Here is a 23,736-nt window from a genome sequence, read left to right as displayed (position 1 = left end):
GAGCGTAAATAATACAAAAAAAATCAAGCTGCTGTCTAATCGGAGCATGCTGTGTTTGTTGGTTATTTGCTTTTCGGTATGCTTTGACGAAGTGAAGGCGCAGGGCATAAAAAAAATTACCGGGGAGGTCCATGACAGTCTTACCCGGGAAGCGTTGCCGGGAGTCAGCGTGCATGTCAAAGGAGGCGCGGCCGGAGGTCTGACGGATGGTCAGGGGAAGTACACGATCCAGGCTACCGGCGCCGACGTCCTTGTTTTCTCGTTTGTGGGTTATCAACCCCGGGAAGTAGCTGTAGGGGATAGGACCAAAATAAATATCGTGTTAAAGAGTGGCTCCACCCGCCTGGAAGAGGTGGTGGCGGTAGGATATCAGACCAAGACGCGGGGGCAGATCACCGGCGCCATATCGGATATTTCCGGTGCGGTAATAAGGTCTACATCAGAGAGCAATATCACACAGGCCATTCAGGGGAAAATACCCGGCGTCGTGGTAAATGACCGGGGAGGAGCCCCGGGCGATAATAACGCCGAATTCCTGATAAGAGGTAAAGCTACCCTGGGAGATAATTCCCCGCTTATCGTAATTGACGGCGTACCCAGGAGCACGGATGATTTTGCCCATATTGCCCCGAATGACATTGAAAGCATCAGTGTCTTAAAAGATGCTTCCGCTGCCATATATGGGGCGCGTGCGGCGAATGGCGTAATACTGATTACGACCAAACAAGGCCGTATCGGGAAATCGGTCATTACGCTCAGTTCGGATTACGGCATTCAATCCCTGTCCAAGTTTCCTGAAGCCATGTCGTCGTACGAACGCGCACAGTATTTTAATGAATGGCATCAGTACAACGGATTGCAGCCCCTGTGGTCAGAAGAAGCCCTGGAGCATTTTAAAAAAGGCGATGAGCCATTGAAATATCCTAATACGAACTGGGCTGAAGTGGCCCTGGCGGATCATGCTCCCCAGACCCACCATAATTTATCCGTAAGGGGCGGGAATGACAAGCTCCAGTATTATGTCAGTGGCGATCTTTTGTATCAAAAAGGTCTTTTAAAATCCGGCGACCAGCGTTATAAGCAATTTCAGCTGAGGTCGAATCTCAGCGCCAACATCACCGATGATCTGAAGATCGGGATAAACCTGATGGGAAGAAAGTCCCAGGATCATTCGCCGGTATCGCCCAGCAGCACCATCTGGGGCCATGTGATTGATAATTATCCCTGGGTAGTGGCGCAGTGGCCCAACGGGTCGTTCCCGCCCGGATTAGAAGATTACGGCAATACGCCTTATACCGATACCCATGATGAATTCGGCGCTTATGACCGCAATAGCTATATTTTTAATTCTACCCTTTCCATTGAATACAACCTGCCGGCTATCCAAGGCCTGAAAGTCTCGGGATATGCCAGTTTTGACTATGAAAATGAGTACCAGAAAGCGGTTTCCAACACATGGTCTGTTTACGATTATGATCCGGAAACAGGCCAGTATACAGAAGTCTCTAAGGGCCATTCCAACAGTGCCAGGGAGGATCTGCTTACACAGCGGGGGAGCATACAGGTAGCTAAAATAAATAATTTTATCAGCCAGAGCCTTTATCATGCCCAGGTGAGCTATGACAGGAGTTTTGGACACCATCATGTAAATGCCTTCATGGCCTATGAACAGAGCACCAATTCCACAGATCTTTTGTCTGGCTACAGACAGGACTTGCCCACACGGGAGAAGCCCTATCTTTTTGCCGGGGGCGAAGATGGCAAGGATAATAACGGATATGCCATGGAAGGAGGCCGGGTCAATTATTTTGGAAGCATGAGTTATGATTATCAGCATAAGTACATGCTGGATTTCACCTTCAGAAATGACGGATCTTTCAATTTTGCCAAGGGAAAGCGGTTTGGGCAGTTTCCGGCCGTGTCCGTGGGATGGAATATCAGTGAAGAACCCTTCCTGGAGCATGCATCCGGCTGGCTTGATGTTTTAAAGCTAAGGGCCAGCTGGGGTAAAATGGGGAATGACCGGGTTCCTTCCTATCAGTTCTTGACCATCTATGGCTTTTCTGATTTTTATGCCTTTGGAAGAGATCCCGTTGCTCAAAAGCAATTGCAGATCACACAGGTTGCCAATCCTGATATCACGTGGGAAACTTCTTATCAGACTGACATAGGCGTGGATTTTAACGCCTGGAGGTCCTTGCTTAACTTTTCCATTGACGTATTCAGGGAGAAAAGGCGTGATATTCTAATTGCCCGCAATGCGTCTGTGCCGGATTATACCGCCCTCAGCTTGCCCGATGAGAATCTTGGCCAAGTGGATAATAAAGGGATTGAGCTGTCTGTTAACCATGAAAATACCGTTGGTGCTGTAAGCTATCATATTGGCGGCAATCTGACCTATAACCGGGACAAGATTGTTTTTATGGACGAAGCGAAAGATATTCCCGATTACCAAAGAAAAGAGGGGCACCCTATGGATTCCTGGCTGGTATACCAGGCGGATGGTTTATTCCGGACCCAATCAGAAATTGACCATTATCCGCATATGCCCGGCACACAGCCGGGGGATATCAAATATGTGGATGTGGATGGCGACGGGCAGATCACCGGCAACGATAAAATAAGGGAATACATGTCTGCCACGCCAAGGGCCCAGTTTGGCGTCAATATGGGAGTGGGCTTCAAGCATTTCAGCCTGGATGTATTTTTACAGGGGCAGGCCGGCGCCGAGCAGGACGTCTTTTATGGCGAGGGGATCAATGCGATCCGCCCCTTCTATACAAAACGCTGGACCCCTGATCATCCGGAGGCTGAATTTCCGAGGGCCTTTGACCGGGATGATCCGATTAACGTACAGGCCAGCACGTTTTGGCTGTACGACGCATCTTTTCTCCGCTTAAAGAATATCAGGCTAATGTATAGCCTGCCTGCCGGATTGATCCCTCAGGTGGCCGGCCTGGATGTCTATATCAATGCAAGGAACCTGATCACCTGGGACAGGATGTTGGGGAACTGGGATCCCGAAAGGGTCAGCGGCAGCGGTTATCAATATCCTCAGATACAAACGATCACGTTTGGAATCAATATCAGTTACTAAAAGGATCCACGATGAAAAAACCGGCGACCATCATCATTGCTTCTGTTTTAAGCTGTCTGGCCATTTCCTGCGAAAAATCAGTTTTGGATAAGAACCCCCAGAACGAATTCTCTGAAAAAGATGTCTGGGGAGATATCAATTTGGCCAAGACCTATTTAAACACGGTTTATGACGGGATCGGGCAGTGGGGCATGCATCATTACCGTAATCCGCAGGTGATGGCCAACTCGGCCACGGATGAAGCCATGCAGCGGGGGGATCATGGGGTTTGGGTCCTTAACAAAGGCAACATCACTTCGAGCAACTATGGGGATTTTAATATGTGGACACCCGATTATAAGGCCATAAGGAGGTGTAACATTTTTCTTCAGCATATCGGCGATGTGCCGGGTATCAGCGAGGAGGATCTCAAATTGATGAAAGCCCAGGCCAGGTTTATCCGGGCGATCAATTATGCTGATCTTCTGAATTGGTATTGCTGGTGGGAGGGCGATCATAACGGCGTACCCCTGATCACGGAGCCTTTTGAGCTGAATGACGACTTCAAGGTGGAACGGGCCGATTATTCGGCGGTTGTTGATTTTGTGATTAAAGAGCTGGATGAGATCCTGGACGATCTCCCTGCCGGCTGGGATGATCAAAACTGGGGACGGGTGACGAAAGGGGCGGACCTGGCTTTGAAGTCTGAGATCTTATTGTACGCCGCCAGCAAAACCCATAACCCCGCCATGGATCCATCCAAATGGAAGCAGGCTGCCGATGCGGCCAGGGCAGTTATCGATCTTGATCAGTACAGCCTTAAGTCCGTCAACTCCTATGAAGATTATGCAAAGATCTTTATAAGCAGCGCCAATAATCCTGAAATCATCCTGGCCCGGCCCTACGATCCTGTCGTCTTGGAAAGTAACTGGGTGGATCTGTATAACCTGCCCAATGGATACGGGGGATGGGGAGGCAATTGCCCTACGCAGCAATTTGTCGATCAATTTCAGATGGATAATGGCAGGGATATTTCCGATCCTTCATCCGGATATGACGATCAACGCCCTTACACCGGGCGGGAGCTGCGCTTTTATGCCGATATCGTATACAATGGCCGCAAGTACCGCGGAAGGGAAGTGGAATTCTGGACTCCCGGCGGACTGGACAGCAAAGACGGGCCCACAGGCTGGAATGTGACGCCCACAGGCTATACCTTATATAAATTCATGAATGAATCCATCGACTTTCAGGTCTCGCCTGCCCCCACTCCGTATGTGATCTTCAGGCTGGCCGAGATATATCTCAATTATGCGGAAGCGGAGTATCATTTAGGAAATGAGGAGGTAGCCAGGGAATTTGTCAATAAGATCCGAACTCGTGTAAAACTTCCCGGGATACGGTCTTCCGGCAACCGGCTGCTGCAGGATATCAGGCATGAACGGACGATCGAGCTGGCTTTTGAAAAGGATTCCCGGTGGAATGATCTCCGGCGTTGGGGCATTTTAGAGCAGACGGCAAGCCAGGATTATATAGCCATGCAGATCTCAAAAGACCATGAAGGAAATTTATCGTACCAAAAAGTGGTGGCGATGAAAAGAGGGTATAATGAGCGTTTATATTCGCTGCCGATCCCTTTGGAAGAACTCCAGAAGGCGTCGGAATTAAACCAAAACCCGGGTTATTGACCGCTTGACCAGATATAAATAAAAAAAAGTGGTATTTGTTATGAATTCAGCATTGGGTATTATAATTTGGTAGGGCATATATCACGAGCGGTTCAAATCTTCATTAAAAAATTCGAAAATGGAAAACAGAAGACAATTTATCAAAAAAGGCATGATGGGCGCGGCCGGCCTGGCGATCGGCGGCATGGGCCTGAGTGCAAAATCGTATGCCTCTATTATGGGGGCCAATGAAAGGATCAACATTGCCGTCGTCGGGCTGAATGGCAGGGGGCAATCACATATCCAGGCCTGGGCAGGGATGAAGGATGTCAGGTTAAAGACCCTTTGTGATGTCCATACGGAACTTTTTTCCTCCCGTGCAAAAATGGTAAGCGATAAGACAGGAGAAAGCCCGTCGACCGAATGGGACATGCGGAAGGTATTTGACGATGAGGACATCGATGCAGTTTCCTTTGCCACGCCCAATTTCTGGCATGCCCTGGGCACCATTTGGGCCTGCCAGGCAGGCAAGCATGTGTATGTGGAGAAACCCGCCATGCACAATATCTGGGAAGGACGTAAAATGATAGAAGCGGCGCGTAAGTATAACAGGCGTGTTCAGGTGGGTTTTCAAAACCGTTCGATCTCCAATGTCATGCAGGCCATCCAGTTTTTGCATGACGGAGGAATAGGAGATGTCTTTATGGCGAGGGGACTTTGTATAAAGCCCAGAAAATCCTTTGGCATTGCCAAGAACAGCGAACCCCCGAAGACGTTGCATTATGATATGTGGCTGGGGCCTGTCAGCTGGCGCCCTTACAATGAGAAAAGAGACCTTTATAACTGGCATTGGTTCTGGGATACCGGCAGCGGCGATACCGGCAACCAGGGACCGCATCAATTTGATATTGCCCGCTGGGGATTAAATAAGCAGGAGCATCCGGTTACTGTATTTTCCACGGGGGGCATTTATGGATGGAGGCCTGATCAGTGTGCGCAGGAAACGCCTGACACACAGATATCCCTCTTTAAATATAATGACGGTAAAGTACTGGAATTCGAGACCAGGGGCAGGGCCTCCAACGGAGAAGGTGACCTGGGGGTAAAGATCGGCAATCTCTTTTATGGCACTGAAGGGCATCTGGAGATAGACGGCTCTACCTGGAAAGCCTTCCGCGAAGGAGAGAAAAAACCTTTTGCCGGTTCAAAAACAGCCGGTACAAGCAATGAAAGCATCTCGCTTACCGGTCCGACAGCTGAAGGTCATTTTGCGAATTTCATTGCGGCCCTGCGTTCAGGCAATAATGATGACCTGCATTGTGATATCAACACCGGATTTACATCGACGGTATTGCCTTTGATGGCAAACATTTCATACCGTCTCAAACGGGAATTACACTTTATGGGAGGAGATGTGAAACTGGAGAAATTTGCCAACGATCCGGAGGCCAATGCCATGCTTACCCGCGCATATCGGCCCCCCTATGTCGTTCCCGACCAGGTATAAGGTCGCTGACGAATACTCATGATGGATGATCAAAACCTCAATAAATTATGAGATGGCTATTGATAAGTATGCTCTTTTTGCCTGCAGTGTCTTTTGTTTCCTGCAATAATCCGCCCTCGCAACAGGCGGATGAAGAAAAGAACCCTGGTCCGCAGGGCGGGCCAAAAGTGGAATTGGTTGACAATAAGGAGGCACAGCAGGTCGACGTGCTGGTAGACGGCAAGCCCTTTACTTCGTACTGCTATTCGGATACCCTGCTCAAGCAGATCCTTTATCCGATATATACGGCAGGCGGACATTTTCTGACCAGGGGCTGGCCGCTCAAATCCCGGCCGGGCGAGCATACGGACCATCCGCATCAGAGAGGGATGTGGCTCAATTACGGGGATGTGAATGGTTATGATTTTTGGGGGAATTCCTATGCCATTCCGCAGGATGTCCGAAAGGTCCAGAAAGGCACGATAAAGCATGTAAAGATTGATAGAATAGCCTCCGGGAACGGGGAAGGTACGCTGGTTGCAGACGAACGCTGGGTCAGCCCCTATGGCCATCCGCTTTTGGCAGAGCAGACTACCTATCACTTTTTAGCAGACGGCACCACGAGGATCATTGACCGGATCACGACACTGACGGCCACCGACAGCGCTGTGGCCTTTAAGGATACCAAGGAAGGCATGTTCGCCATCCGCTATAACAGGCATCTGCATATCCCATCCAACAAGCCGGAAACTTTTGTGGACGCCGAAGGCAACAAAACGACCGTCACTCCCGATTCCAGGGAAGCCACGGGAAATTACCTGAGCAGTGAAGCGGTTACAGGAGACAGCGTGTGGAGCACACGAGCCAAATGGATGGATCTGTATGGGAACATAGAAGGTGAAGATATTTCCGTGGTCATTTGTGATCATCCCAGGAATTTTGATTATCCAACTTATTGGCATGCGAGGGGCTATGGCCTGTTCTCTGCGAACCCCTTCGGCGCGCATGATTTCACCAACGGGAAGCTGACCATTGGTTATACCCTTCCCAAAGGGCAATCCATCACATTCCGTTACCGGGTGATCATCAGTTCGGAGACTCATTTGTCGCCTGATCAGATCAACCGCTATGCCGCCGATTTCGCTGAGCAATACGAATAGTGGGTAAAAAAGATTTCATGGGAATAAGGAATTAAAATGACAAACCGAAGAAGCTTTATCAAACATGCTGCCCTGGCTCCTTTGGCATGGTCTGTCCGGGATTTTCCCAGTGGCGATGCTATCGTCCGGGATCCCGCGAATATTCGCATAGGCCTGGTCACTTACCAGTGGGCAAAAGACTGGGACCTCCCTGACATTATCAGAAATTGCACAAAAAGCCAGGTCCTGGGTGTAGAGCTCCGGGTGGAGCATAAGCACGGCGTCGATACCCATTTCACCTCCCGCCAACGGGAGGAGGTGAAACGGCAATTTAAGGACAGTGCGGTAACCTTGGTCGGTTTCGGCAGCAATGTGCATTTTGACAGCCCCGACCCCGAGCTTTTAAGGCTCAACATCATGAGGGCCAAGACGCTGCTCGCATTGGACCATGATATCGGGGGGAGCGGGGTAAAAGTGAAGCCAAACGGATTTCACAAGGGGATCGCCCACGAAAAAACGATTGAACAAATAGGAAAGGCCCTGAATGAAATAGGGAAACTGGCCGGCGACCTGGGACAGCAGCTCAGGCTGGAGGTCCATGGCAACGAGACACAAGAGCTGCCGAATATCCGGGCGATCCTGGATGTGGCAGATAATCCGAATGTAGCCATATGCTGGAACTGCAACCCTACGGATCTGGATGGAAAAGGTTTCGAATATAATTTTAACCTGGTAAAGGACCGCCTGGGTGATACCATGCATATCCATGAGCTCGATGCCGGAAATTATCCCTATAAGAAGTTGATGACCGGCCTTATTAAGATGGATTATAAAGGATGGTTATTGCTGGAATGCAGCGCAACTGATCCGGCGGATAAGGTGACGGCTATGGCAACGCAACGCCGCACGGCCCTGGAGATGTTATCTGCATTAAGGAAAGAGGGATAGTGTGTGCTAAATCACGTTTTGTTCCGGAATGATTTCTGCTTTTTTCCCGCATAAGTTTACGCGCTGACCGGTATGATATTGCTTTCTTCATTAACCCGGTTTTTTCGAGAACGTTATCGTTGATTTTTATCAGAAGTGCAGGGCTAAAGTTTAAATTAGCGCTCAAGCAGTATAAGACGAAGACGACTGCTCAGGCAATAATTAATCGATCCAAACAACAATACGAAAATGCAAATCGACATTCAGGAGACCCCTGCATTGTTAGGCTGTGAAGCAGGGAGGAAGGCGGCATCTCTTATCCGTAAAGCCATCGGGGAAAAGGGAAGCGCTCATGTTGTTCTGGCCACAGGAGCGAGCCAGTTTGAAACATTAAAGCAGCTCGTCCGTGAAAAAGATATTGCCTGGGATAAGGTTGTCATGTTTCACCTGGATGAATATATTGATCTACCCGCATCCCATGGGGCAAGTTTTAGGAAATATTTAAAAGAAAGATTCCTGGATCAGGTTCCGCCGTTGAAGGCGGCTTATCTGATCAACGGGGAGCATGATCCCCTGGCAGAATGTGAAAGGATAGGAGCATTGATCCGGCAATATCCGGTCGACGTGGCGTTGGTCGGTATCGGGGAAAACGGCCATATTGCGTTTAACGATCCCCCGGCAGACTTTGAAATCGAGGACCCTTATATCGTCGTGGATCTGGATGAGCAGTGCCGGAGGCAGCAAGTCGATGAAGGCTGGTTCAGCGCTTTGGCAGCGGTGCCGCAAAAAGCCATCAGCATGTCTGTCCGTCAAATACTAAAATCAAGGTCCATCATATGTTCCGTGCCGGACAAAAGAAAGGCCCGGGCGGTTAAAAATTGCCTGGAGGGCGGGGTAAGCAATTTATTCCCGGCCAGTATATTGCAGCGTCATTCCGATTGCATTTGGTTTTTGGACAAGGCATCCGTTTCCCTGCTCGCCAAACAACCCGGTCAGTAAGCGGTGTGCAGACGGTCTGATAGGATTAAAAACATGAAAAAGCGCTTGTCCCTTCGAAGAGGCTTAATACTTTTGCTTTGTAATAAAGCATACCGGGTCTTGGTTGTACAATAATGCTTCCAGGGAAATAAATACCAAAGATCAGGATAAGCCAGCACATGGGCGTATGGACCGGGAATATATAAAAATATATAACGGGCGTGTTTTAACCCCCTACCGCTTAATGGCGGCGGGCTCGGTGATCATTCGCTGGGGGAAGATTGTGCAGGTCGCTGAAGGTGACATACCGGTGCCGGGCGCTGTGGAGATCGATGCGCAGGGAGCCTACATTTCACCCGGATTTATTGATATTCATGTGCATGGCGGCGGCGGATATGATTTTATGGATGGCACGGAGGAAGCCTTTTTAAAAATTGCCCAAACACATGCCCGGTATGGGACCACGGCCATGGTGCCCACTACGCTAACCTGCGAAAAGGAGGATCTGTTCCATACCCTTGATGCCTACCGGCATGCCGCCGGCAAAAACACCACCGGCGCGCAGCTGCTGGGCATGCACCTGGAAGGTCCCTATTTTGCCATGAACCAGCGGGGCGCGCAGGATCCGCGTTATATCCGGCCCCCCGATCCGGAGGAATACGAGCGTATCATCGCCTATTCTAAAAATATCATACGCTGGAGCGCTGCACCGGAACTGAAAGGGGCGATTGATTTCGGACGGTATCTCAGGTCCCATGGAATACTGGCGGCTGTAGCCCATTCGGATGCCGTGTATGAAGAGGTATTGGAAGCCTTTGAAAACGGCTATACGCTGGCTACCCATCTGTATTCGGGCATGTCGGGAGTCACCCGTCGAAAATCTTTCAGGTATGCCGGCGTCGTCGAAAGCGCTTTTATCCTCGATGAGATGTATGTGGAGGTTATTGCAGACGGAGTGCATCTCCCTGCCCCGCTGTTAAAGCTGATATACAAGATCAAAGGCGCCGGCCGGATCGCCTTGATTACGGATGCCATGCGTGCTGCCGGTATGCCGCCGGGAGAAAGTATCCTGGGAAGCCAAAAAAACGGGGTGAAAGTGATCGTAGAAGACGGGGTGGCAAAATTGCCGGACCGAAGCTCCTTTGCCGGCAGTGTGGCTACCGCAGACCGTCTGGTCAGGACCATGACCCGGATCGCGGATATAGCCCTGCCGGAAGCGGTGCAGATGGTCTCCACCACGCCTGCGGTGATCATGGGTGTGGCCGACAGGAAAGGTTCGCTGGTCAAAGGCAAGGATGCTGATGTCGTGATCTTTGATGACGATATCCGGGTCCGGATGACCATGGTACAAGGCAGGGTGATCTATGATCATACCGGTCGCCAGCCCCGGCGTGATCTGCCGGAAGGCTGAAGCCCGGCTATGCAAAAAGGGAGTGGCCCCGAACCGGTTTATTTTATGCAGCAAAACGGTAAAGTTTTGTATTTTAGGTTTTAAGCTGCTCTGATAAGCGGAACCATCATGCATAAAGGGATTCTTGTCACACTCGTTATTACCCTATCGGTCACCGGCTGCACCACATCCAACCGGTCGCCCGGTCCGGATAGCACGGCATGGAGCCTGCCGGATCGCGACCCAAGTCAATTACCGCCGGCAAGCTACTCCGCTTTAACTGCGCTGTATGATACCTTCCAACTAAAAAACAGGGACGTTACTTTTCGGGACGAAAGGCTGCTGACCATGCGAGGCATCGATAACATCTATCAAATGCCCGCGTATAGCCTGGAGGACTGGAAAGCAAGAAAGCAATATCTCAGGGAACACATCCTGGTCTGCGCCGGTTTATGGCCCATGCCTGAAAAGACGCCGCTTCATCCAAAGTACTACTACACCAAGGACCATGGCGATTATATTGTCCGGACTGTCACCCTGGAAACCCATCCCGGCTTCTTTCTGGGTGCTAATATATACGAGCCCAAAGGCAAAGGTCCTTTTCCGGCCATATTATGTCCGCATGGCCACTTTGAATACGGGCGCCTGACCAATGATTCCATCACCTCCATCCCCGGGCGCTGTATCAATTTTGCCCGGCAGGGTTATGTGGTAATGGCTTATGATATGGCGGGTTATAATGATACCCGGCAGGTCACGCATCGTTTTGCCGATGACAGCATTTCCGGATTATACGGCATTAATTTGCTGGGATTGCAACTCTGGAACAGCATCAGGGCCATGGATTTTCTTTTTAGTCTCCCCGAGGTGGATACCTCCCGTACCGCGATTACCGGCGCATCCGGCGGCGGTACGCAGGCCTTTTTATTTACTGCTGTAGATGACCGTTTCCAGGTGGCGGCGCCGGTGAATATGGTAAGCGACCATATGCAGGGAGGGGATCTGTGCGAGAATGCGCCCGGCTTAAGGGTGAATACTTTCAACGTGGAAATTGCTTCGATGACAGCGCCCAAGCCGCTTCTTTTGGTTTCCGACACCCATGACTGGACGCAGAATACGCGCCAGACGATCTTGCCTATGGTCAGATCCGTTTATCAGCTTTACGGCGCGACGGATAAATTGAAAAACGCCCACTTCGATTATCCGCATAATTATAACAAAGCCAGCAGGGAAGCGGTGTATCAATGGTTTGGCCGGTGGCTGCTCCACGAAAACGATTCCACTAAATTCAGGGAAAAGCCTTTTACCCCGGATCCGGATAAAGATCTGCTGGCATTCATGAACGGGCGCAACTCCGACCGGCAAACGCCTTTCGCGCGGATTGATCCCGGTCAGTATCATGACCTGCCCGGTACACTGGATGAGGAAGGACTAAAGCGCTTATTGAAAAATATATTTAGCAGGCAATTAAAACATTCCTGGCCCGAAGACGGCAAGCGCCTGAAGGAATTTAAGGCCATTTATGGTACCGCCTGCCGCCACTTGCTGGAAGCTGCCATGCCTGAAGCAGTTACCTGCAGGGTAGCGGGCAGCAGTAAAGGAGAGAATTTTATTGCTACCCGGTTGCTGATATCGGCAAAAGATCAAAACAAATGGATACCCTGCGTGTTGTACCAACCCCTGCTCAAGACGGGGTCGACCGTGATTTTGACGGCGGACGAAGGTAAAAGTCATTGGGTTGGGAAAGGCCGGTCCGTTCCGGATAAAACCATCAGCAAACTCCTCAGCCAAAGATTCAATGTGCTTGTGGCCGACCTGTTCAATCAGGGGGAGCATGTCCTGCAGGATTCCACCATGTCCGGGCGCGATGAAAGCCTTAAATATTTTACCACATACAATCTTACAGACCGGCAGGAGCAGATCCTGGATATATTGACCATCATTCGTGCGCTGGATGAAAATAAGGCCCTATCCGGTCATATTGGTTTATATGCTACCGGAAGCACAGGGATGACCGGGCTGCTTGCCGCGGCCCTGACTGACCGGCTGGATAAAACCGTGGTCGACGCAGATCATTTTGATCCCGCTGTGGAAAAAAATATGCTGGATCTTCAAATACCCGGTATCATGCGTATCGGGGGGCTTGAGTCCATATTGGCGCTCCTAATGGACCGGCACCTGCTGATTTATCGGGCGTCGCCCAGTTTGTCATACCCCGGATTAGCCCAGATCCGTAAGATAGAAGGTAACCAAGCCCATCTTACGATGACCCCACAAACGATCGATGATGATCAGGTCATTGATTTTCTAAAGCCTTGAGTCCAAGCATCGCTATCCCTATTTTGACACGTTTGCTCCGGGACGCAGAAAATTCATTTTCATCTACAGAAAGCGGCGGTTGATGTAAATAATTTTTAAATGCCTGCCACAGCAATTATTTTTCCCCCTCATTTTAAGTGGCATGAAATCTGTTTTCGACTATACGTTCTATCCCCGGCTGATGCTCAGGATGCCGGCATTTGATCATCACCGTTATGACCGTCCTTTGGGAACGGTACTATCAGATCCTTATTTCAACGCCGCTATCTTCTGGGCCAGCAGAAGCCTGTTTGACGCCCTGGAGAAATGCAATTTTGAATATGCTTTATTAAGCGAAAAGCAGAAGGTATCCTTGAAAATGTATCTCAATAGGATGTGTTTCCGGCCTACTCCGTTTGGTCTTTTTTCAGGATTTTCACTCATCAGCTGGGGCGGAAAGAGGGCGCAGCCGTTTTTATTTGATCCGCCGAGACTGCATTTTCGTATTGATTATGAGTACGGCCGGATAATAGCCGGCCGGATTATTGAAGAACATGAAGGATTTTCACAATGGTATGTCCTGAACAGCAGTCTTTATAAGGTAGGAGGCGAGTATCGTTATCTTAAGTCCGACACTCATGAAGGGGCATCTCAAAAGGAATTTACCATTGAATTTCTTCAGTCTGACGAGGTGATCAATGAGATATTGTCGTATTGTATAACCAAAAGAAGCGGAAAGGATATCCTGTCTTTTCTCGGCAATCAGTTCGGGGCTAATCTGAAAGAGTCGGAAGAATTCCTGAATGAGCTGATAGAGCGGCAGGTAATTGTGCCGTCATTGTTGCCCAATATTACCGGGGCAGATTATCTGGAGCGTATTGCAGATAGTATTATCAAAGAAAACCCGGATAAGAACCGGGCCGGTTTTCCGGATGAAGTTTACAGGAAAATTATTCCGGTGGACGACCATATTCTGGATACATCGGTGGAGTTGGATAAGAAGATCAGGGCCTGTGCTGGTGATGCAGCGGCTGACCATTCCACCGCTTATCTGAATCTGGAGCGGCCGGCTATATCCGGCGCGTTGGCTCCCCGCTTTCAACATAAGATGCTGGAAGGATTGTATGCCATAGATATGTTGCTGCCACGGCAGGAAAATGATTATTTGAAAAGATTTTCTTCGGCGTTCACCAGGAAGTTTGATCACAGGTGGATCCCGCTGCTGACCGCATTGGACCCGGAGATCGGCGTGGGAGAAGAAGTTACTCAAACCGGCGCAGGGGCTTCATCCCTGATATCCGATATGCGGTTGGATTTCCATCAGCTCAGCTCCGGGCAAATCGAATGGACGGCTGCACATGCTTTGCTGCTGGATAAATGGAATACGTTAAAACGTGCTGAAAACAAGAATTTTACCCTTGTCCTGGAAGATCAGGACCTTCAACGGCTTGCTGAGCCGGATAAATTCAGATATCCGCCCAGCATTTCCGTCGTTTTCAGGACTACAGGGGACTGTGTGTTCATTGAGCAGGCCGGAGGATCGACAGCTTCCGCCTTGCCGGGAAGGTTTTCCCCGTTCAGTGCTGATTTACATCGCTGTCTGACAGACATTGTCAGGGTCGAGGAAGAAAGCAATCCGGAGGTGGTCTTTGCCGAAATAGCGCATTGCGGCGACTCGCATATTGCCAATGTGGAAAGAAGAAATATCTTTAGAAAATATGAAATTCCCGTACTTACCGGCTCTGCCTTGCCGGAGGAAGGGCAGATAGCGCCGAACGACCTGTGGGTCACCGTTCAAAACGGTGAAATCATGCTCTGGTCAAAACGGTTGAAAAAACGGGTCATACCCCGGCTTACATCCGCATTCAACTATTTCAGGAGCGATCTTCCGGTGTTCAGGTTTCTTTGCGACCTTCAGCATCAGGGCTTAAGATCGAATTTCAACTTTGAGCTGCCGCTTTTTTTTCCTGATTTATCTTTTTACCCCAGGGTCAGGTACAGAAACTGCATTTTGAGCCTGGCCTCCTGGCATCTTGACCGGGAAGACATCGGCAATCTTTTAAAATCGGATGAGACCGTCCCCGGGGCGTTAAAGAAAGCCGCTTCGACCCTGTGGTGGCCCCGCTATATCTCTTTAAATAAATACGATAATTACCTGGTGTTTGATACGGAAAAAGAAGACGACCTGGCTTTTCTGGGCAAGATGCTAAAGAAGGATGATAAGATCATCATCAAAGAGTTTCCGTTTATGGATGCAGCGTCGGGTAAAGGTTCTCCCGCTTATGATACCCATATCAGGCAGTATTTCACTTGTCTTTATCATCATGAGAAGATATACGACGCAGTTAGCCCGGGACTGGATCAGCCGGCTACGGTAAAGCCGGTCATCAGGAAGTTTCTCCCGGGCAGCATGTGGTATTATTTTAAAATATATTGCCATCCCCAGCGGGCCAGCGAGATGCTGGTAAATTATATCCTTCCGCTGTGTAAAAGATGGATAAGCGCAGGCTTTTTAAACCAATGGTTTTTTGTCCGGTACGGAGATCCGGAGTTTCATTTACGGATCAGGTTTAATTTAATTCCTGTGCATGCCGGGTTAATCATCAGGGTATTGAACCAATGTTTGTCTCCCCTTACCGATTCCGGGCTGATCCGGGATTTTCAGGTGGCTACTTATGAACGGGAGCTGGAAAGATATAACCCGGAGGTTATGGACGAGCTTGAGTCCTGTTTTTGCGCGAGCGCTGCGCTGGTCATGAAATTTCTGGAAAATGACAGCCGTATTGCGCATGTGCCGTTGGCCCTTTATGAAATGGCTTATGGCAGTATAGAGGCGCTTCTGAATATATTCTCCTATGATATAAAGGCGAAGATCCGGCTGTTTGCCGGGCTTCATAAGGCCATGGAAGCAGAGTTCGGCGCTTCAGCTGAAATCAAGGCCCAGCTGAGACGGAAGTTCAGGGAAATCAGGAGCATGGCTCCTTCTGATATTGTTGAGCCTATCATGATCAAATACGGTGTTACCGTACCGTTTAATATCTTCAAGTACGTTCATAAACAGATTGCCGGTATTTCCGCGAGCTGGCCTCCGTCAAAAAAGGACTCACTCATGGGCGATTTGATCCATATGCATTTGAACCGGCTGTTTTCCGGATCGCCCCGGAAGAATGAGTTTATCCTGTACTATTGCCTTTGGCGTCATTATGAATCCTGCCTCGGCAGAATGCAGAAAACGTTAGGGGCTTCTTTTGCTGATAATTAATTTCGGGTTGATGGCCGAAAGCAGCTTGCTTCTGTAGCTTCCGCCTACATCCACCGAAACACCGTTCTCGAGGATGACCTTATTCCCTTCCAGTACAACTATTTTTTGCAGGTTTATGATGAAGGATTTATGTATCCGGATAAACTGAACGGGCGGCAGCTTTTCTTCCAGCTCCTTTAGGGTCAGATAAGTGAGATAGGATTCGTTGTCCAGGCACAATCTTAAGTAATTGGCTTTTGCCTCGATATAATTGAGCGCATGATGCTTGATCTTTATCATTTTCCCTTTGGCTTCGCTTTTTATATAAAAATAGTCTTCGCCCTGGCCGGCCGATATGTTTTTAGCCTTTAGGGACAGCCGGTCCTTTGTCTTGCTGATGGCTTTCAGAAAACGTTCGTATGTCACCGGCTTGAGCAGGTAATCCAGCGCGTCGCGCTCAAAGGCCTGGATGGCATAATCAGGATAAGCGGTAGTGAAGATGATTTCTGTTTTGGTACGGATCAGCTCAGCCAAGTTGATGCCGGATATCTGCGGCATGTCCACATCCAGGAAAGTGATATCGGGAGCAACCGATTGGTTTTCCATTTTATTCCAGGCTTCCAGCGGATCGGTTTCGGATCCCAGAAAATGCAGCTCCGGCGTTCTTTCTATAAATCTGGACAGCACCTTAACAGCATGCTCTTCATCATCAATAACGTAGCACTTTATCATAGGATGATCTTTAGGTTTAATGTGAATTCGGTTTCCGTCTGGTCAATGCAAATATGCGCACCGCTCTCGCCGTAAAAATTATAGAGTCTTGTCCGGGCATTGCTGATTCCCACATGATCCCTGTGTTTGACGGGAAATCTTCTCTTTTTATTTTTTGTAAAGAGCAGCAGCTGCCCGTTGTTCATATCCACCTGTATGATACCGGGATGGCCGGGATCGGTCAGATCGCCATGTTTAAATAAGTTCTCCACAAAGGTCAGCAGCAGCAGCGGCGGTATCCTTTTATCCGGATGAGGATATCCGATGATCTCCGTGCTCAGATGCAGCCGGTTGTCAAATCGGGACTGGTTTAATCCGATATATTTTCTGATATGATCGATTTCCTGCGTCAGGGGTACCTTCCCGTCTTTTCCCATGCCGGAAAGCGAGTACTGCATGATCTCGGACAGCAGCACGATGTTATCGGCAGCAATGGGGTTTATTTCTTCTACCTGGTTATAGATAAAGTTTAAGGTGTTCAGCAGAAAATGCGGATTGATACGGGCCTGCAGATAGGCATTCTGTAGCTGGATATTTTCCTTTTCGAGCGTCTCTCTTTCCTGAAGCGTCTTCAGCCTGCTTATCTCGGCCTGCTGCGCTGCTTTTATTGCCCTTATCCTGCTGGACACTCCCCAATAGGCTATACTCAGGCCCAAAAAATACACCCCCCGCCAGATAGACATCACCACCACATCAGGGTTCATGTGTGTGAGTATTGCTACGCCTTTCAGGTGTTTAAAAACATTGTTGAGGCATGTGCTGATATAGGTGTAGACGGCCAGCTCGATAACGGTGAGCAATACCAGTGTTACCCACCTGAAAAAGGAGTTGTCTGATAGGAACCTGAAAAAGATCACATGCGCATTGAAGTAAAAAAGGAAGATGTTCAGGATATAGAAGGCGCCAAAGGCCAGTAAAGAAGAATTATCTCCAAAATACCAAGATATGCTTATTTCATAGATAATAAAGGTCAGCCATCCGAAAACATGGAGAAACGGCTTCCGGAATAGCGCTGCATGTGACATGATTAAGGAACCTGATACGCAGGCCTAATATAGGGAATATTTCCATATATCTATATAAATGCCGGATTGATGTAATGGTTTGAGTAGTAAATTCCTAAATGCATAATTTTAAATTATTACTTAACCACACTAAATGCAAAAGGCTATGTCTACACAACCCAAGCTTTCGGTCAAAGGAAATTCACTGTTTAAGTTTACGGGACGCCGGCGGAACCCCTCGGCGATGCCGACCATCCCGACCACAAGTACCATCACCGGGACGACGACGGGACTCATGGCAGGTACCCGGACCGCCAGGGACCGGCATGCAGCCGGGCATGAGCGGGCACAGGACAGGAATCTTCCGGAGTGACGCCAGCCAGCGGATGCCGGTCAGGAATCCTCCGGTGCAATTCCCCGCCCGGCTTGTCACGTCCTGACAGATATCCCTTTTATCGAAGCAGCCTTTACCTCAGGGTAAAGGCTTTTTTCACCCGTTCAGATTTTTGTTCATAATGGGAATAATCTCTTTCATCTATACAATTTCCCCTTTGATGTAATAAACGCTTCAGAGAATCATATAGTTCCTAAATTGGAGTCGAATGGAAGGTGAATAAACAACGCCTTTGGCATTCTATAGCTATTTAGGTTAAAGAAGAGTTTAAAACCTAAAAGATTAAGGATCCGGCCTGGGTGTCTACCCGGGCCTTTTTATGCCGTGCCGCCGGCAGTCCAGGCATTTTTCCCGTTACCCGAATTCGTTGGTTTCTTTTATATCCCTGCCGTTTAAAAGTATTTCATCGGGTCTTTTTTAAAGCCTCTCCGCAATATGCCTATCTGGCCGATATGATAGGCCTGATGAAGGTTCAGAAAGGCCCAGAGATCCCCGACAGTACTGTCCAGTATACCATGTCCGGCTACCGGGGAAGCGGGCAGCTCTTTTTGCAATGCTTCTTCCGGCATCTTTTCGAGGGCGCTTTTTACAACCGGATATAATTGATCCCAGGTTGCCTTTATTTCGTCTATCGACGGATAAGGAAAATTATCCCGCGCCTTCGACTTCCCCTGGCCCGCAAACAGCTCATCCCATTTTCTCGTTACCGTTATTCCGGCTATCTGCGCAAAAGCGTATTGTGCGTTTAACAGATGTCCCGCGAGGTATTTTACATGGTTCATGTCGGCATTGATCCGCTCGTTGGTTTCCTCATCTGTAAAACCTTCCAGCACATTGACAAACCATCTGCAATGGAGCACGTACTGGGCTAATAGTTGCTTTTTACTATGCATGATCTGTGTTTTTGAGTGATAACAGGCTACAAACATAGCTACGATTATCTTTTTCAAGCGGGTGCAAAAACGGCAATATAGGGGGGCGATTGCGACAATGCCGTCGGCTCCCCGCCCAGGCATTAAAAGGTCATCTTTTTTCCCGGGGAACCCCCGAAAGGGCTATCTTAGCCCCCTTATTTCCTGACCCCCTAAACTGATGCCGATGATACTCTCAAAAGAGCAGCTGAAACAAATATCACCGCAGGCTCCCGTCCGGTTGCCCCGGGAGGATGTATCCGGTTTCCCCGAGAAGGTCCTGCAGTTCGGAACCGGAGTGCTGCTGCGGGGGCTGCCGGATTATTTCATCGACAAGGCAAATAACGAGGGTCTCTTCCGCGGACGTATTGTAGTGGTTAAGTCCACATCCGGCGGGGATGCGACAGATTTTGAAAAACAGGACAATCTTTATACGCTTGTGGCCAGAGGCATCGCAAACGGTGAGGAAATAGAGGATATCCGGATCAACGCATCCATCAGCCGTGTGCTGACGGCCGCACATCAGTGGGAGGAGGTGATGCAATGTGCCGAAAACCCGGATATGCAGCTGGTGATATCCAACACCACCGAAGTAGGCATTGCGTTTGTCGACGAGGATATCCGGGCGAATCCCCCCTCGTCTTTTCCGGCCAAGCTGCTGGCCTTTCTTTACCGGAGATACCTGTGGTCACAGGGCGATCCTGCCGCCGGGCTGGTGGTAGTGCCCACCGAGCTGATCCCTGACAATGCCGACAGATTGCTGGAGATATTGCTGCAGCTGGCTGACGGCAACCGGCTGGAAGAAGGCTTTGTATCGTGGCTGCGCCGGGATAATTTTTTCTGTAATTCGCTGGTGGACCGGATCGTGCCGGGGAAGTTGCCGGACGACCGGTATCAGGAGCTCAGGAAGCAGCTGGGATACGACGATGCCCTTATGATCATGGCCGAGCCTTACCGTCTGTGGGCCATTGCGGCATCGTCTCCCCGGGTAAATGAGGTGCTTTCCTTCAGGAAGGCGGATGAAGGCATGATCGTCGCGGAAAACATATACAGCTTCAGGGAGCTGAAGCTGCGGTTGCTGAACGGCACGCATACCTTTAGCTGCGGGCCCGCTTTTCTTGCCGGTTTCCCTACGGTATCGGCCGCCATGCAGGATGTGGTGATGGGCGGCTTCATCGCGCGCATCATGCAGCAGGAAATCATCTCCGCCATCAACGGCCCCGCCCTGCCCCGGGGAGACGCAGCAGCATTCGCGGATAAGGTGCTGGACCGTTTTCGTAATCCCCATATTGCGCATAAATGGCTGGACATTACCTTGCAGTATTCTTCCAAGATGCGTATGCGCAACGTTCCCATATTGCTCAGCCATTATGAAAAAAGCAGCGAGCCGCCGGTCTGCATGTCGCTGGCCTTTGCGGCGTACCTGCTTTTTATGCGGACAAGGCCTGCCGGTAACGGATATGAGGGCTGTTACGGGGACAGGGTCTATCCGGTGCGGGATGAGCAGGCTTCCCGCCTGCATACTTACTGGACCACGGTTGATCCGGAAGACCTTGCCGGCGCGGTGCTGAAAGACAAGGAGCTTTGGGGAACGGACCTGAGCCGCTTACCCGGATGGACGGCAGCGGTTTCCTCTTTCCTTAAAAAGCTGATGGAGCAGGGATGTCTTCCCGTCATCGGAGAGATGCTTCCGCCGGCTACCGGAGCAGGTGATCGGGATTGGGAATAAAGTGAAGAAAGGACCGGAAGTTGGCCGCATATTTCTTTTTGTCCAGCTTGTAATAATAGGCTCCCTTTTTGGAACTGCTTTTGTCTTTGTCTTTCTGCTTTACGAGCAGGGCGGTGGACAATATCTTTCTGTTGAAATTGCGTTTGTCGAATTGGGTGTCGTAAATGGCTTCATAGAGATTCTGCAGCTTGGGCAGGGTGAACTTGTCGGGCAGCAATTCAAATAAGATGGGGTGCATAGTGGCATTATAACGCAGCTTCCGTATGGCATCTTCCACCATTTTATCATGGTCGAAGATGAGGCCGGGTTTTTTGCTCAGGAGAAACCATTCGGCATGATACTCGCTGCTGATCTGCTCTTTGTATTTGTTAAGATCGATCAGCGCGGAGTAAGCTACGGAAACCGTTCTTTCTACCGGATCCCTTTGGGGAGCGCTGGCGTTTTTCAGCTGCTCCAGGAACACGCCTTCAAGGCCGGTCAGCTTTTTCAGGATACGGTTAGCGGCGTTGTCCAGGCTTTCGTCCGGTTGTAAAAAGCCGCCCATCAGGCTCCATTTGCCTTTTTCAGGCTCAAACCCGCGTTTGATCAGGAGTAATTTCAGGGCATCACCGTCGAATCCGAAGATGATGCAGTCCACTGCTACCAGCAGACGTGTCTGGCCCGGGTATTTGTGCATAGCATGCGTTGTAATGAAAAAGCCTGTTATCAGGTCTTTATCCGGATAAAGTTAGCCGTTTATCCTGAAATTTTCTTCCCCTGCCGGTATCCGGCAGCGCTTCAGGGGGCTGCGCTTACTTCCGGGTTTCTTTTGCCTGCTTCCCGGTCCGGCTTTTATCCTGTTAAATCCGGCGAGACGCTGATCCGCTAACGGCAACCGTCAAAAAAAACGCCTATATTTGTCGTAATGAAATTGCTGTCTTTCATACTGGCCATAACGATCTGCGTCCTGACGGCAAGGCCCATGCCGGCGGAAGGACATCTTCGCGCTGCGGCGGTCCATACAACTGAAAAATGTAAAGACAAGTGCTGCGGGCAGGAGGAAAAAGATACGCACAGCGGGCAGCCCGCACAGCATGATTGCTGCCAGGGCAATGTCTGTAATCCCTTTATGAGCTGCAGCTGCTGTCCTGCCGGTTTCTTCGCCGGCGCAGCGTACAGGTTTCCGGTTCTTTCGTTTTCACCCGGTCTGTTCTCCCCGGGCGACGACGCGGTATTTCCGGCATATGTCTCCGGTTGTTTTCATCCTCCGGAATTTTTTGCTTCATGATCCGATACAGGCCAGGGCCTGAAATACATTAAACTCATAAAACGACTAAAATGAAAAAGATAATTCTGGGAGTTATAGGAATGCTGTTTGTGGCATGCTCGGTAGTATACGCCGGTAATCCGAAAAAATCTTCGGATTGCTGTAAAAAGGAAAGCTCCTGCTGCTATCCGGGAAGCCCTTGCTGCGGCAAATAATCCCTTAATAGCTGTATGATAAATCCCGTCCCGTCTGTGGGCGGGATTTATTTTTTGACCTTCCTGCTTTTATGTCCGGGTTTTCGTTTTTTCTTATCGGCCCCCAGGAAGTCGGCGTAAGCTTCCATACCGGGCAGGTTCAGCAGGAGGATGCGCAGCATACCCATCAGGGGCAGGGCGATAACAGCGCCCACCACGCCCCAGAGCAGGGTAAATGCAATTACGGAAACGATCGTAACAAAGGGGTCGAGGTCTACCGCATTTCCCAATATCCAGGGAATAAACAGGTAGTTTTCCAGTAGCTGCTCCACCGTCATCACGACCACGACCACCAGCATGGGAGACAGGCCGCCGCTCGCCAGCGCCAGCAGGCAGGCGATGCCCCCGCCGATGATATTCCCCAGCCAGGGAATGATGGAAAAGAGGGCAGCGATAAGGGCCAGGAAAAGCGCGTACGGGACATCTCCTATCCAGAACCCCACAAAATATAATACGGCAGCGATCAGCATGATTTTCAGCCTGCCGGTTAAAAACCGGGAAGAGGTAGATACGCATTCGGTAATGGCCTGCCGGGCCGCCGGCCGTTTGGGTACCGGTACCAGTCTCAGGACGAATTTTTTAAAATGATTGCGCTGGATGAGCAGCAGGATAAGATAGATGAGGATAAGAAAGGAGTCGGAGAGCACCTGGGTCGCCGAGCCGAGCAGGGGCCTGACCAGGGTGCCGGCATCCGGCAATATCCTCCTGATCTGTGTCCGGTTCAGATGAAACGTCTCCTGCAGGTAACGCTCCCCCATGGCCGGCCAGGCCAGGAAGGTTTCCCGGATATGCGGCCAGTCCCGTGAAAGTATCTGTATCTGCATATTCAGCAGAAAAGAAAGTCCGGTGACAATGCCCAGCAGGATCAGCACAGCAACGGTAATGGCCAGCCAGCCGGGAAGCCCTTTGCCCAGCAACCATTCCAGAAGGGGGGTCAGCAGCATGGCCAGGATGGCGGCAATGGCGAGGGGCAGCAACAGCGGCTTGCCAAAGCGGAGGATAACGACCGACAGCACGATCAGCGCAAAGATCAGCGTGATCCGTAACAGGCTGCTGTGCGACAGGGAAGCATTCCCGGGTTCATCCCCGTCTCCGGATATTTTTCCGGTGTGCGGGGACGGTATTTCTTCTTTGCTGCTCCCGTACCATATTAACCGTATCCAATCCCGAAATTGCATAGTTGATGTTTATTACCCCTTAAGCTGTTGTGCAGCAGAAGGGCGGC

16 protein-coding genes are annotated in these 23,736 nt (G+C 50.0%); 11 read left to right on the top strand and 5 right to left on the bottom strand.

Annotation, left to right across the window (positions count from 1 at the left end; all coding sequences use genetic code 11):
* Nucleotides 1-55 precede the first annotated feature (55 nt).
* The 9 genes from ABD851_RS11140 (at nt 56) to ABD851_RS11100 (ending at nt 16,223) form a co-directional block, all read left to right on the top strand.
* Nucleotides 56-3,097 (top strand): SusC/RagA family TonB-linked outer membrane protein, encoded by a 3,042-nt coding sequence (locus tag ABD851_RS11140; RefSeq protein WP_344979211.1) that lies wholly within the window; start codon nt 56-58, stop codon nt 3,095-3,097.
* An 11-nt stretch (nt 3,098-3,108) separates the two neighbouring features.
* On the top strand, nt 3,109-4,764 hold the full coding sequence (locus tag ABD851_RS11135; protein ID WP_344979209.1) for a RagB/SusD family nutrient uptake outer membrane protein: 1,656 nt from the start codon (nt 3,109-3,111) through the stop codon (nt 4,762-4,764).
* 118 nt (nt 4,765-4,882) lie between these two features.
* Nucleotides 4,883-6,250: a Gfo/Idh/MocA family protein gene (locus ABD851_RS11130; RefSeq protein ID WP_344979207.1), complete on the top strand. Its 1,368-nt coding sequence runs from the start codon at nt 4,883-4,885 to the stop codon at nt 6,248-6,250.
* 47 nt (nt 6,251-6,297) lie between these two features.
* Complete coding sequence (locus ABD851_RS11125; protein WP_344979205.1) at nt 6,298-7,389, top strand: DUF6807 domain-containing protein; 1,092 nt, start codon at nt 6,298-6,300, stop codon at nt 7,387-7,389.
* A gap of 36 nt (nt 7,390-7,425) precedes the next feature.
* Nucleotides 7,426-8,316 (top strand): sugar phosphate isomerase/epimerase family protein, encoded by an 891-nt coding sequence (locus tag ABD851_RS11120; protein WP_344979203.1) that lies wholly within the window; start codon nt 7,426-7,428, stop codon nt 8,314-8,316.
* A 228-nt stretch (nt 8,317-8,544) separates the two neighbouring features.
* Nucleotides 8,545-9,294 carry a glucosamine-6-phosphate deaminase gene (locus ABD851_RS11115; protein ID WP_344979200.1) on the top strand — a complete coding sequence of 250 codons (750 nt, stop codon included), beginning with the start codon at nt 8,545-8,547 and terminating at the stop codon, nt 9,292-9,294.
* 166 nt (nt 9,295-9,460) lie between these two features.
* Nucleotides 9,461-10,684 carry an N-acetylglucosamine-6-phosphate deacetylase gene (gene nagA, locus ABD851_RS11110; RefSeq protein WP_344979198.1) on the top strand — a complete coding sequence of 408 codons (1,224 nt, stop codon included), beginning with the start codon at nt 9,461-9,463 and terminating at the stop codon, nt 10,682-10,684.
* A 108-nt stretch (nt 10,685-10,792) separates the two neighbouring features.
* Nucleotides 10,793-12,982 carry an alpha/beta hydrolase family protein gene (locus ABD851_RS11105; protein WP_344979196.1) on the top strand — a complete coding sequence of 730 codons (2,190 nt, stop codon included), beginning with the start codon at nt 10,793-10,795 and terminating at the stop codon, nt 12,980-12,982.
* Between the two features lie 142 nt (nt 12,983-13,124).
* Nucleotides 13,125-16,223: a lantibiotic dehydratase gene (locus ABD851_RS11100; RefSeq protein WP_344979194.1), complete on the top strand. Its 3,099-nt coding sequence runs from the start codon at nt 13,125-13,127 to the stop codon at nt 16,221-16,223.
* Here the strand turns inward: ABD851_RS11100 and ABD851_RS11095 are convergent.
* Nucleotides 16,197-16,934 (bottom strand): LytR/AlgR family response regulator transcription factor, encoded by a 738-nt coding sequence (locus ABD851_RS11095; protein WP_344979192.1) that lies wholly within the window; start codon nt 16,932-16,934, stop codon nt 16,197-16,199. The two genes, ABD851_RS11100 and ABD851_RS11095, sit on opposite strands and share 27 nt — an antisense overlap.
* Nucleotides 16,931-17,998 carry a sensor histidine kinase gene (locus tag ABD851_RS11090; RefSeq protein WP_344979190.1) on the bottom strand — a complete coding sequence of 356 codons (1,068 nt, stop codon included), beginning with the start codon at nt 17,996-17,998 and terminating at the stop codon, nt 16,931-16,933. The genes ABD851_RS11095 and ABD851_RS11090 overlap by 4 nt, the downstream gene beginning before the upstream one ends.
* 145 nt (nt 17,999-18,143) lie before the next feature.
* On the opposite strand from ABD851_RS11090, the gene ABD851_RS11085 reads away from it, so the two are divergent.
* Nucleotides 18,144-18,350 (top strand): hypothetical protein, encoded by a 207-nt coding sequence (locus tag ABD851_RS11085; protein WP_344979188.1) that lies wholly within the window; start codon nt 18,144-18,146, stop codon nt 18,348-18,350.
* Nucleotides 18,351-18,763: 413 nt separating this feature from the next.
* Here ABD851_RS11085 and ABD851_RS11080 read toward each other — a convergent pair whose 3' ends face one another.
* A complete protein-coding gene (locus tag ABD851_RS11080) occupies nt 18,764-19,264 on the bottom strand; it encodes a DinB family protein (RefSeq protein WP_344979186.1) in 501 nt (166 codons plus the stop codon).
* 205 nt (nt 19,265-19,469) lie between these two features.
* Between ABD851_RS11080 and ABD851_RS11075 the strand changes: the two genes are divergently transcribed.
* Entirely contained in the window at nt 19,470-21,011 is a 1,542-nt protein-coding gene (locus tag ABD851_RS11075) for a tagaturonate reductase (protein ID WP_344979183.1), read from the top strand.
* Here ABD851_RS11075 and ABD851_RS11070 read toward each other — a convergent pair.
* Together ABD851_RS11070 and ABD851_RS11065 are read right to left on the bottom strand one after the other, a co-directional pair.
* Nucleotides 20,980-21,687 carry an NUDIX hydrolase gene (locus ABD851_RS11070; RefSeq protein WP_344979181.1) on the bottom strand — a complete coding sequence of 236 codons (708 nt, stop codon included), beginning with the start codon at nt 21,685-21,687 and terminating at the stop codon, nt 20,980-20,982. The genes ABD851_RS11075 and ABD851_RS11070 overlap by 32 nt on opposite strands.
* Before the next feature lie 832 nt (nt 21,688-22,519).
* Nucleotides 22,520-23,689 carry an AI-2E family transporter gene (locus ABD851_RS11065; RefSeq protein WP_344979179.1) on the bottom strand — a complete coding sequence of 390 codons (1,170 nt, stop codon included), beginning with the start codon at nt 23,687-23,689 and terminating at the stop codon, nt 22,520-22,522.
* Nucleotides 23,690-23,736: the final 47 nt, after the last annotated feature.

This window comes from Compostibacter hankyongensis (genome assembly GCF_039541075.1).
GTDB classification, from domain to species: Bacteria; Bacteroidota; Bacteroidia; order Chitinophagales; family Chitinophagaceae; genus Compostibacter; species Compostibacter hankyongensis.
The sequence above is the reverse complement of the archived record's forward strand: the minus strand, read 5'-3'. Positions and strand labels throughout refer to the sequence as shown.